Source organism: Pseudomonas sp. D1HM (assembly GCF_019266105.1).
GTDB lineage: Bacteria > Pseudomonadota > Gammaproteobacteria > Pseudomonadales > Pseudomonadaceae > Aquipseudomonas > Aquipseudomonas taetrolens.
This window is the reverse complement of record NZ_LRMN01000006.1, coordinates 127,286-138,963: the sequence shown is the minus strand read 5'-3', so window position 1 is coordinate 138,963 and position 11,678 is coordinate 127,286. Positions and strand designations below refer to the sequence as shown.

General features: G+C 61.2%; 6 protein-coding genes. 3 read left to right on the top strand and 3 right to left on the bottom strand.

Annotated elements, in window-relative coordinates; genetic code table 11:
- The first annotated feature begins 16 nt into the window (after positions 1 to 16).
- Positions 17 to 361 carry an MmcQ/YjbR family DNA-binding protein gene (locus AWM69_RS08155; RefSeq protein WP_218726219.1) on the top strand — a complete coding sequence of 115 codons (345 nt, stop codon included), beginning with the start codon at positions 17 to 19 and terminating at the stop codon, positions 359 to 361.
- A gap of 4 nt (positions 362 to 365) precedes the next feature.
- On the opposite strand, the gene AWM69_RS08150 is transcribed toward AWM69_RS08155, so the two are convergent.
- Complete coding sequence (locus tag AWM69_RS08150; protein ID WP_218726218.1) at positions 366 to 815, bottom strand: DUF1294 domain-containing protein; 450 nt, start codon at positions 813 to 815, stop codon at positions 366 to 368.
- Positions 812 to 1,642 (bottom strand): undecaprenyl-diphosphate phosphatase, encoded by an 831-nt coding sequence (locus AWM69_RS08145; RefSeq protein ID WP_048379676.1) that lies wholly within the window; start codon positions 1,640 to 1,642, stop codon positions 812 to 814. Before AWM69_RS08145 ends, AWM69_RS08150 begins: the two co-directional genes overlap by 4 nt.
- Before the next feature lie 296 nt (positions 1,643 to 1,938).
- On the opposite strand from AWM69_RS08145, the gene AWM69_RS08140 reads away from it, so the two are divergent.
- Positions 1,939 to 3,573 (top strand): methyl-accepting chemotaxis protein, encoded by a 1,635-nt coding sequence (locus AWM69_RS08140; protein WP_218726217.1) that lies wholly within the window; start codon positions 1,939 to 1,941, stop codon positions 3,571 to 3,573.
- 33 nt (positions 3,574 to 3,606) lie between these two features.
- Here AWM69_RS08140 and AWM69_RS08135 read toward each other — a convergent pair whose 3' ends face one another.
- Positions 3,607 to 10,413: a TcdA/TcdB pore-forming domain-containing protein gene (locus AWM69_RS08135; RefSeq protein ID WP_218726216.1), complete on the bottom strand. Its 6,807-nt coding sequence runs from the start codon at positions 10,411 to 10,413 to the stop codon at positions 3,607 to 3,609.
- 229 nt (positions 10,414 to 10,642) lie between these two features.
- Between AWM69_RS08135 and AWM69_RS08130 the strand changes: the two genes are divergently transcribed.
- On the top strand, positions 10,643 to 11,668 hold the full coding sequence (locus tag AWM69_RS08130; protein ID WP_373274294.1) for a LacI family DNA-binding transcriptional regulator: 1,026 nt from the start codon (positions 10,643 to 10,645) through the stop codon (positions 11,666 to 11,668).
- Positions 11,669 to 11,678 lie beyond the last annotated feature (10 nt).

The window sequence follows — 11,678 nt, the reverse complement described above, 5'->3', positions numbered from 1 at the left end:
GATTAAACAGGCAAGCATGAGCAAACAGGACGTGGCCGAGTTCTGCCGCAGTTTGCCGGGTGTGCAAGAGGATGTGAAATGGGGCGGCGTGGAGGTGTTCTTTATCGACCAGAGCAAGATGTTTGCCCTGTTCAACCTGAACACCGACGGCTTGTCGTTCAAGGTCGAAAAAGAACTGTTCCTGGGCTATATCGATCGCCCGGGCATACGCCCGTCGCCGTATCTGGCGCGGGCGTACTGGATCAACATGCAGGCGCCCTACCCCATGGGCGCTGAAGAGCTGCAGGACCTGCTGCGCCGCTCCCATCAACTGGTGGTGAGCAAGTTGCCGAAAAAGCGCCAGATCGGCTTGCTGCTCTGAACCGCTACAGCCCCGGGAAGGCCGTCTTCAAGAACAGGACGTCAATCCAGACCGCCAGGTGCACAGCCACTATTAGCCAGAACATCACCTGATAAGACACCTTGCGGGTCTTGTGGCGCAATAGCTGCTGCGCCACCAGGGCGCCGGGCCAGCCACCTAGCAGCTCCACCGCGTGCAGAACCTTTTCCGGGGTGCGCCATTGACCGGTGCTTGCCTGATGCTTGTCGTACCAGTACAGGCCGAACGCAACACCGCTGGCCATTCCATAAGCCAACAGCGGAATCCGGGTAACACCGTTGACCCAGAGGCTCAGCGCGCCACCGATGGGTAACGCGCACAGCAGTGCGAACAGCGGCAACTTGAACTTCAGCCCGCGGACCTGCGGGCTTTGTCGGGCCGGCTTGCCGGTACGCTCCCGGCGTGGCCCCGGGTTGTCATTTACGGTTCTTTTCACGCTGCGGCCGCTGTCCAGTCAATCCAGCCAAACTGCCAGGTGGCCAGAATCAGCAGGCCAAACCCGATGCGGTACCAGGCAAACAACGCATAGCTGTGGTTGGAAATGAACTTGAGCAAGCCCCGCACGGCAATCATCGCGAAAATGAACGAGGTCACGAAGCCAATCGCGAACACTGGCAGATCATCGGGCTGGAACAGGTCACGGTACTTGTAGCCCGAGTACACCGCGGCGCCCACCATGGTCGGCATCGCCAGAAAGAAGGAAAACTCGGTGGCCGCCTTGCGGGACAAACCGAACAGCAAACCGCCGATGATGGTCGAGCCTGAACGCGAAGTACCGGGGATCATGGCCAGGCATTGCGCAAAACCGATCTTCACCGCGTCTTTCCAGTTCATCTCATCCACTGTTTCGGTGCGGATGACATGTTGACGGCGTTCGGCCCACAACATGATGACCCCACCAATAACCAGTGCCGTGGCAACGGTGATCGGGTTGAACAGGTATTCATGGATCATGTCGGCAAAAATCACCCCCAGCACGACCGCCGGCAGCACCGCGATGATCAGGTTGACGGTAAAGCGACGTGCCTGGGGTTGAGTCGGCAAACCGACGACAACGTCAATGATCTTGCGGCGAAACTCCCAGACCACCGCCAGAATCGCACCCAGCTGAATGATGATATTGAACGCCATGGCGCGCTCGCCGCCAAAGTTCAACAAGTCCGCGACAATGATCTGGTGACCGGTACTCGAAATTGGCAAAAATTCCGTCAGGCCCTCAACGATACCGAGTATCAATGCCTGTACGGCTGTCCAAAGATCCATCGTCCCCCCATAAAGCTCAGCATCATGCCGAGCTGCGTTAGTCAGAAATAGGTGTGTGCAACCGCTGCCACAGGGATTGTGGCTGCAGGTGTGCGTTTTCACCCGAGCAGAGTGAAAAACCGTCGGATTATCAATAAAGATGCAGCTTTACGAATTGCGGCCGAGATCCTATCAGACACGTTGCACTTTCGCTGCTATGACACACATGACGCAATTTTCATGACAGGTTCTGTCGTTGACTGACAGGTACCTGTCCATGGATGACAACAAGAATAAAAATCTGGGGTGACCGCTTTATGAATACCTTACGCAGACTGTCCATCAGCCAGCGGCTGTGGCTGATTTTGATCGTGGCAATGACCATGTTGCTGGCGTTGGGTTTGTTGATGCTCAAACAGCTCCATGACGATCTCTATCAAGGCAAGGCACAACAGACCCGGAACGTGGTGCAAGCCGCCAGCGGGATTCTCACCTACTACCAGGGACTGGAAAGCACCGGCACGCTGACACGGGCTGCGGCGCAGCAGCAGGCGCTGAGCACGATCAGCCAATTGCGTTACGACCACGACGACTACTTCTGGATCAACGACCTGCGTCCCTTCATGGTCATGCATCCCACCAACCCCACGCTCGACGGTAAAGACCTGTCCGCGATCAAAGACCCTGACGGCTTTGCAATTTTCAATGAAATGGCCAGGCTCGCCCAGACCAAGGGCGGCGGCATGGTCGATTACCGCTGGCCCAAGCCCGGCGCTGAAGCCCCAGTACAAAAAACTTCTTACGTGCAATTGTTTGAACCCTGGGGTTGGGTCATCGGCTCTGGCGTGTATATCGGCGACATGCAGGCCGAATTCCAGGCCCAGGTATGGAAGGCCTGCTGGGCGGGCCTGGGGATTGCGCTGATCATGGCAGCACTGGTGACGGTCATCGCCCGCAGCATCGTGCGCCCCCTGCAAGAGGCCGTCCATGCCATGGCCAATATCGCCAGCGGTGAAAGCGACCTGACCCGCAACCTCGACACCCATGGGAAGGATGAGGTCACAGCACTGGCCCGGCATTTCAATGATTTTGTCGCCAAGCTGCGCCGTGTGGTCAGCCAGCTGCAAGCCACCGCCATCGCACTGGACCAGTCTTCAACCACGCTGGGCAGCGACGCCACGGACGCGCAACAACGCAGCCAGCAGCAAGCCCTGGAAATGGATCAGGTTGCGACCGCGATCAATGAAGTGACGTACGCCGTGCAAGAAGTGGCCAGGAATGCCGAGCACGCCGCCAGCGAAATGCGCGGAGCCCAGAGCCAGGCGGAGCAAGGCCAGCAGAACATCGACAGCAGCCTGCAGCAGATCAATCAATTGTCAGGCACCATCGGCCAGGCCGTGGAGGTCATTCGTACACTGGCGACGCAAAGCAGCGAAATTGGCAGCGTGCTGGAGGTGATCCGCTCCATTGCCGAACAAACCAACCTGCTGGCGCTCAATGCGGCGATAGAGGCCGCACGCGCCGGCGAGCAAGGCCGGGGATTTGCCGTCGTGGCCGATGAAGTGCGCCTGCTGGCACAGCGCACGCAAAAATCGACCGCCGAAATCCAGACCATGATCGAGGGCTTGCAGGCTCATTCCGAGGCGGCAGTCGATGTGATCGGCAGCAGCAGTCGAGCTTCGCAAATAACCATTGAGCAAGCGTCCCGGGCCGGAGACAGCCTGACCCGCATTGGCCAGGCCCTGAGCACTTTGAATGGACTGAACGCTTCGATTGCCAGCGCTACGCTGCAACAGGCCCATGTCGTGGAAGACATCAATCAAAATGTCACCCGGGCGGCCGGGCTCTCGCAGAGTACCGCGCTGGCCGCCGAGCAATCGAGCACCGCCAGCCTTCATCTCAAGGGATTGAGCACCGAGCTCAGCGGGTTGCTGCGTCAATTCAAAGCGTAAACGCTTGCGCCCGTGCCAGCCCGCTGCTGGCGCTCATTCCACAGCCCCACCCAACGCCGCGAGGCTGGGGCCTCGGGAACGCTCGACGGCACTGGCCACCCGCCGCCATTGCCGACTGGCTCCCGAATCAAGGAGCCCGTCACGCGGCCCCGCGTGCTTGAGCAGGTTTTTAACCAACTGACTGAGCAGCACGACAAACCCGGGGTCAGGCAGCTCGATCAACAGGTCGCCTGCCTGACGGTGAAATGCCTGGCGCACCACGAGCAAGGTCTGCGCGGCGCCATCCATCAATACCAGATCGTCGTCATGGCGACTGACCGCGATCTTCCCGGGGTCATCCACTGGCAGGCTCAAACGGTGCAGATGCTGAACCTGCGGTGTGTACTCGATCACCACCGTGCGGTAATGCGCCCAGGCGCTCTTGCTGAAGAAAAATGTATCGCCATGACTGCCCGCACCGATCACCACGCTGTCGACCCCTCTCAATTTCAAGGGCTTGATGCTTCCGGGGCCAGCAGCTTGTAGCAACAACACCGCCCCCGCACGCTGGACACGGCCAAAGCGACTCACGTGCTGTGCCGTGCCGTTGCCGTCGATGTGATACAGCGCCGCAGCAACAGGACTGTAAACGTAGGCGTCCTTGTTGCTGATGCCCGCCCCGACAAATTGCAGAGTGTCTGCATGGGGAATGCCCCCCGCCGAGACCAGCAAACCGCTACCCGCCTCAAACCAGCGGCCAGTGCCCTGCAAGGTGAGCACGCCCGTGCATCGCCAACGTCGGGCAAGTGCCACGAGTGCCTCTGACAAGTCGGGCAGGTTGGCCTGCTGCCATTCGGCATCGTATGCCTGCCCTCGCCGCCCTGGCTCAATGGCCTCGTACTGCCAGGCTTCGTCGACTCCCGTCAGTTGCAGCTCGCCGCTGCGGGTACGCACGACAATTTCGCCCTGGCGCGTGGTCAGCCGCAACCCGGCGTCAACCTGCTGGACCGCTTTCAACCGCAATGACGGCACTGCCTCACGGGGCGCAGGAAGGTGTACACCGGCTTTAAGGACCGTGCCGGCGCCAAAGGCCTTTGCCCTGTCCTCCAGGGGCAGCGGCGGCTGAAAATACAACCTGCCGCTGCCGGGTTCAAACAGACGGGCACTGCTGCCGTCCGCTTCGAATCCGAGGAACTGCAGCGCCTTGTCTTGCAGGGATGGCGCGACCACGACCAGTTGGCCCTTGTGGTACCACACCGCCAGCGCCTGCTTTCCATCGGTAGCCTGTACACCGAATACCGCAAGCGTGGCACCAGCGTCCGTGACGGTATCAAGCGCTTCCCACCAGCAGGCCTGCCCCTTGAGCCAATGTGGATTGACCGCTTCAGTGTGCAGCCGGCCCCACTCATCGACACGGGCCACTCGCCCGTCTGCGGTGATGGCAATCAAATTGCCGTCTGCCTGCAGCAAATTCGCCAACGGCGGACAGATGACCCGCCTTGCACTGGGCAGGTTGGCATCAAGGCGTTCCGCGCCAGGCCCGACCTGGCGGAAAAGCACCTGCTCTGCCTTACTGTAAAAGAAAAACACCTCGCCACCGCCGGAGCGGGTCAGACTGCCCGCGAGCACCAGATCAGACGGGATCGGCCACGCGCTGCGGGGCTGCTGGCTTGCGCTCTGGCGCCCGGCATGATCTGCCGGGGGTTCAAGGTTGGGCTTGATCAGCACACTGTCCGCAGTGCGTAGCCAGTACCGATGATCAACACCTTCGGCATCTGTGCCATACACCAGCACCAACGGCGCAAGGGATGACTCAATCAAGTGGTCGAGGGTTGGCCCGGGCGGACTGTGCCGGTATCCACTGAGGATGGCCGAATACTGCGAACGCAGCGCCAGTTGCTTGAGCAGATGGTCATCCCCCTTCATGCGTACCAGCGCCATTTCAGGGCCCTGGATCTGGTAGATCAGCTCGGTTTCCGGGGTGCCTGAAGGTGGCTGGCGCAGCGTGAGGTAGACCTTGTCGCCCTCCTGCCAGAGCCGGATCGCCTGCGCGCCGTGCAACCGGCTCTGGGGATGGAATTGCCCGCGCAACTGTCCGCTGGCGACATCGACCCGCCAGGCGATCCCGGCCTGAGCACTATGGAAATAGGCATGTTTATCGGTGACGGCACCCAGCCAGGCATCCCGGGTAACTGCGTGGGGGCTGTCGGTGAACAGCATCCGCGCCTTGCTCACGTCGTAAAACCCCCGGCCCACAGGCCGCCCTTGATGCTGGTAGTTCTCAACCTGCACATATTGCCCGTGCAGTTGGTGGGCCCTGGCCAGGGCCTGCAGGTGCTGCTCGAAGCGCGTGTCCTGTGCGTCCCACTGAGCCGCATCCAGGCTCTCCACTTCGCTGGTTTGAGTCATGCAGTTAAGGCGATGACCTTCACGGTTATGCTTGAGTACCCGCAGGCAACAGGCATGCGCAGGATCCAGCTCGATAAGTACCCCGCCTGCCATCAGCCGGTACTGACGGACACTCACACCGTCGGCTTGCAGTTGAGGCGCCAGGAACAGGAGCTCATCGCTGTACAACTGGCGGGTATCGATCAACCACTCCGAGGGCAGGCCACTGACCAGCCGCACGCTCACGCCCTCCCGGAGCTCAAGCAGGTAGTCACCTGCATCACCCGCTCCGGTTAAGGAATAGGTCAGGTAACCCTGCAACGCTTCAGGCAGCTCGGGCACCAGCAGGTGCCGGGGACCCGGGCCAAGGATCACATCGACCGTGGTCGGTACATATTCCTGGCGTATCCGGCGAATGATCTGCTCGCCCGGAAAGACATAAAAATCGTAAGCGAACCGCTCGCTTTCAAGCCTGCGAATCACCTCGAAGCCAGGATCGTCACGAAAAGTGGCAAAAGGCAGCAGCCCGTAGTCATGCGCGATCCACGACATGGGGGTCGCCGGCAGGATGATCGCCCGGGCATTGCTATGCGCCAAGGGCTGCCGGCTGTCGACATAACCAATGCCGCTGCGCACCTCGATGGCATGTTCACGGTCGAGGTCAATCTGTGGCAGGTCGCCGATCCAGGCAGATTGCGTGCTGTAGATGTACTGGCTGCCAAAGACCAGACTCCCCTCAACCAGATCAAGGCGGCTGATCACCGCGCCCGCCAGCGGCACCAGCACCTGGCGCGTGTCGTCATAGCGGTAACCCCTGGCCTTGTAGGCGCTGTCGACCTGCTGGAAATAGCGACCCACCGCTCTGGCATCGTCTGCCACAGCACCAAATGCCTGTGCCAGCGCCACAAATCCCACCGACAGTCCGCCCAGGATCGCCGTTGCGCTACCCAGCACCGCAGAGGCCGTGGAGGCGCCCATCAAACCGCTGGTAAGCCCGGCAACGCCCGTGACCAGGCTTGCCGAATCGAACACCAGCAGAGTGCCGTGAACCGCCCGTTGCAGCTCATTTTCAGCATAAGCCAGCTCGTAGATGTCCAGGCCGATCATGACTTCTGCGAAAACCAGGCCGACTTCTTCATTCGTCCGCGCCAGGAGCGCGGCCACGCCCTTGAGTGACTCCCCGCTACTCAGCACATCCTCCCGCAAGGCGGTACGTGCCAGCTCCAGCACACGGATTGCATCCTGCGCGGCGCCCTGTGCCATCTGCACCGCCGTGAAATAGCTGTGAATCTTGAGCAGTGCTGCGCGCTCCGATGAGACGAAGGGCTGCGCTGGCCCTTGGCGTTTCTTATCGGCAAACCATTGAATCAGCGCCTTGATCGCAAACCCGGCATTCAGACCGTCAACGTGCGCATCGGTCACGTTCCGTGACACGGCAGTACCGGATGGCAGGCGCAGGCGGCGCATCTGCGTATCGATGTAACGGCAAAATTCGGCAACGGCTGACGCTTCGCTGTTCACCCAACGGGTCCGGCCGGGGTCTTCACTGTCGATAAACTGCACCCGGTAACGGCCTTCGCCGTGATTTTCGGTGTTATCGAGCACGGGGAACCAGCGGTGGTCCAGGCCCGCTTCGTGCATCAACCGACTGCTGGCCGCATGAAAACGCGTCCCCCAACGCTCTGCCTCGAGCATCGCCAGCGCCCTGCGCATGGGCAGATCCTCGGCCAGTTGGACATGCGCCGCGACTGCTGGGTCGACCTGTTGCCGCTGTCCGACGATATCGGCCAGTTCATCCGGCCGGCTCAGATCAGCGACCTGCAAGCCATAGCCCAACGGAACGGAGGCCATCTTGCGCGTATCGATTTCGACCAGCCTGAAGCCGGGCTGCGACAAGCTGCCGTAAGCGGCATACAAACCCGCCAGCCCGGCCTCCAGCAAGTGCTGCTGCAAGGCCTGGAACAGGCGCTCGGTCTCATCGAATGCGAAAACCCCGAGGTTGGGGTCATAGAAGTAGTCACGGCGCACACCCGCCCCCACCACACAGCCCAGCAGCATCGAGTGAGTGCGGGTATTGAGCGCAAACATCGTGGTGCTGCCGGCGGCTTTGAACCGTGACGCCACCTCGGGCAAGGTGAAGGTACCGGTGCTGCTGGACGCTTGAACCGCCGCCAGATTGGCATGCAGCGTTTGCAGGCTGTATTTGAACAACGTGGCACTGCCCCCCGTCGGGTCGGCGGCGGCCAGGAACAGCTTTTGCACCAGGGCGTCTGCACAGGTTTCACCGCCGATCGCCAGCGCAACGGCCATGGCCCTCACCAAGGGATAGCAACGCCCTCCGAAAGGGTCGCCCACGCGCGACAGGTAAATATCCTGCGGCACAAGACGCTCGAAACGACTCCCGGCCTGCTGAAAATGCTCGCACAACACAGCCGACTGCCGGAGCACCTGTTCGAGATAGCCAGCCTGGCGGTCAGCGGGTACCCGTCCTGCACTCTGCAGCGACCTGTCATCACTCAACAACACGGCTGACAGGTCACCGCTGGCCTTGATCTGCTGCCACAGCCAGGTTTTTTCGACACTCTGCGCCTCCCCCAGCACGGTATAGAAACACCCCTGGTAGTAATCGATCGTGTCGTTCAGCCGGCTGATCTGCTCGTCGACGAAAGCCTTTCGGCCCGACCCCGGGCGCTCGGCATACAGGCTTTGACGCTTGGCGAGCACCCCTTGCAGGTCAGTATCGAGCCTGCCGTACAGCTCGCTGCGCAAAGCATTCCAGCCCGCCAGCGCCGGATGCTCGGGGCTGAACGCGCCACCGCTGTACACCCCTTCGATGGCCGCAGGCACCGGCAGTTGAAACTTGCCGGCCAGGCGCCTCAACTGGCGGTGAACCTGCTCGCGGTAAGCAGTGAACTCAAGCTGTTTGCGCTGCAGCACGCGGGGCTCCGGCCCATGAACCGACACGGGCGCCCCGTTACTGCGCAGCATCGGCCAGACATGATCGCCAACGCGCTGATACGCCTGACGCTGAAGTACCAACTGCCAGTCACCCTGGGTGTAATGCATAAAGACCGACGCCAGGCCTTCTGCGGTACCCGGCACCTGGTAATCCAGATAATCGACGGCACACACCACGTCGTCATACAGCAGCGAGCTGTTGACCCGGCCGTCGTGGTAAACCCGGTACATCGTGGGGTTCAGCCGGGTGACCACCACCGAACAGCCGGACAGCGTCCCGGTAAACACAAGACTGCCGGCTGGTGCCTGGCGGGGAATATCGACATAAGCAGGCTGCGCATTGTTCTGGTTGGCGCCCTCGTACCCGAGAAAATACGCCGGCACGCTATTGGCAGCAGACCCGGACGTGGCCGGTTCAACTTCGTACAGCCGGGGCCCGACCTTCACCAGTTGCGCGTGCCCTTCGGCCGGCAGCCTTCGCACCGACCTGGCCAGGCTTTCGGCGCTGAACACATTGGCACCGGCAAACCCCACAGGGTCCGCAATGAAACGTTGAATATCATCGCTGCCCGGGCGGGATGCGTACCCGCCACTCATGGGTATCAGCCCGCCTTTGAGTTGCCGGTCCCATACCGCTTGGGCCAACACTGCCGGGGTGTGTACGTCATAACCGCGCACGAGCAAGGCATAGGGCAAGGTCTGTTCAATCGGCGTGTTGGTCAACATAGCCCGGGCGCAGGCCGTGGCAACCCGCCCCGCAAGGGCCTGGCCGTAACTCCCGGAGCCGCTCTCGATCGTCTCGGCATAGAAAATCCCTTTTGCCACGCGATACATGCCGGGCGGCGCATGATCGACACGCATTGTCTCGGGCAAGCGCCCGGCGAGCCCTGCTGCGACGGCTGACACCTGCCCGCTTCCGGCAACCGACAGATTGACAACGGCGTACACGTCCCCCCTGCCCAAGCGTACAGGCCCGGGAATCCGGGCCTGTACCAGCCAGCCTTGAGCGTCCTCGCTGAACATGTGTGCCAGAGCCAGGGCCAGTGTGTTGATATGCAGCGGGTCGACCTTGAGGGTCAGTTGCGCCCCCGTACTGGAACGCACAGGCTGATCGCCGGTGCGCCTGGGCGTCATGACCAGATCCCGTGGCGTATTCCACGCATCCGGCAGAAGTGAATGCAGCGGCCTGTCCTCTGCCCCGTATTCGCGGATCTCGATCGTGGCGGTGTGAGCATCCAGTGCCAGCAGGTAATCGAAGTACTGGCGTTTTTCACCCGCGCCCGCTTCACTGCCTGCCGCGCCGGCGTTGCAGTAGTGCGCGTAGGCCACGCTCGCCAACCGCTGTTCGAAGCCCCGGTAATCAGCATTGTCCGGGGCCGTCAACGGGGCATCGGCGGGCTTTTTCAGCGCGAGGACCAAGGCCTTGAAGCTGGGCGTGTTGCAGACGCGGTTAAACACCTGGCGGGCGAATTCGAGAAGAGAACGGTAACTGTCGCTTTGCGGGACGTTGGGCATGACTGTGGCCTGGAACAAAGACCTGATGATGCGGATTCGGGCCGCCTACCCGGGAGTAGATAGATATCGTTTATCGGAACGGAGCCTTTACACAGGTGCAACAGGCGCTTTTTAAACACCAGTTTATAAACGGCACTTGACGCCGATGGGTGATTTGAGTTTTCCTGAAACCGGTTTCAGTGCAATGCACTCAATCGCCTGCGATAACTCAAATAAAAGGTTTCAGGCCGTGAACAGTTTTTCTGCTGCCCAGCGCTCCCGCGTGACCATGCTTGATGTTGCCCAACGTGCCGGCGTGTCCAAGGCCAGCGTGTCGCGCTTTATTGGCGAAGACCGCGCCTTGCTCTCCGAGGCCACGGCGCTTCGTATCGAGCGCGCCATCGACGACCTGGGTTATCGCCCGAATCAAATGGCCCGCGGCCTCAAGCGCGGGCGCACGCGGTTGATCGGCATGCTGGTGGCCGACATCCGCAATCCCTACTCCATCGCGGTCATGCATGGCGTCGAAACTGCCTGCCGCCAGCACGGTTACAACCTGGTGGTGTGCAACACCGACCGCAATGACGAGCAAGAACATCAACACCTCGCCGCCCTGCGCTCCTACAACATCGAAGGTCTGATCCTCAATACCCTTGGCCATCATCCTGACGCACTGCAAGCGCTGCATGAGGAAATGCCCATCGTGTTGATCGACCGCAAAGTCGAACAACTGCACGCCGATCTGGTGGGCCTGGACAATGCGGGGGCGGTACACATGGCCCTGGAGCATCTTCAGCAGCAGGGTTACCGCGAGTTGCTGATGGTCAGCGAGCCTGTCGATGGCACCAGCTCCCGCGTCGAGCGTATCAACAGTTTTACCGCGCAACTGGCAGCACGCCCGGCGTTGAAAGGCGCTGTGGCTCAGACCGGCAGCCAGTTGCATGACCAGATCAAAACCTTCCTGCATACCCCCGGGGCCGGCCCCAAAGCGCTGTTCTGCGCCAACGGCATTGCCGCGCTGGCATGCATGCAGGTGTTGCGCGCGTTAAATTGCCGCCTGTTCGACGACGTGGGCCTGATTGCGCTGGATGATCTGGAATGGTTCCCCCTGGTCGGTAGCGGCATTACCGCTCTCGCCCAACCGACGCAACAGATCGGCGCCAATGCCTTTAATTGCCTGCTGCAACGCCTGAGCGGCGATAAAGAGCCGCCACGGGCGCTGGACTTTGCGGCGCAGCTGATCGTTCGCGGCTCCACCCGCCCCGTGACTGCCTGACGCTTTACCG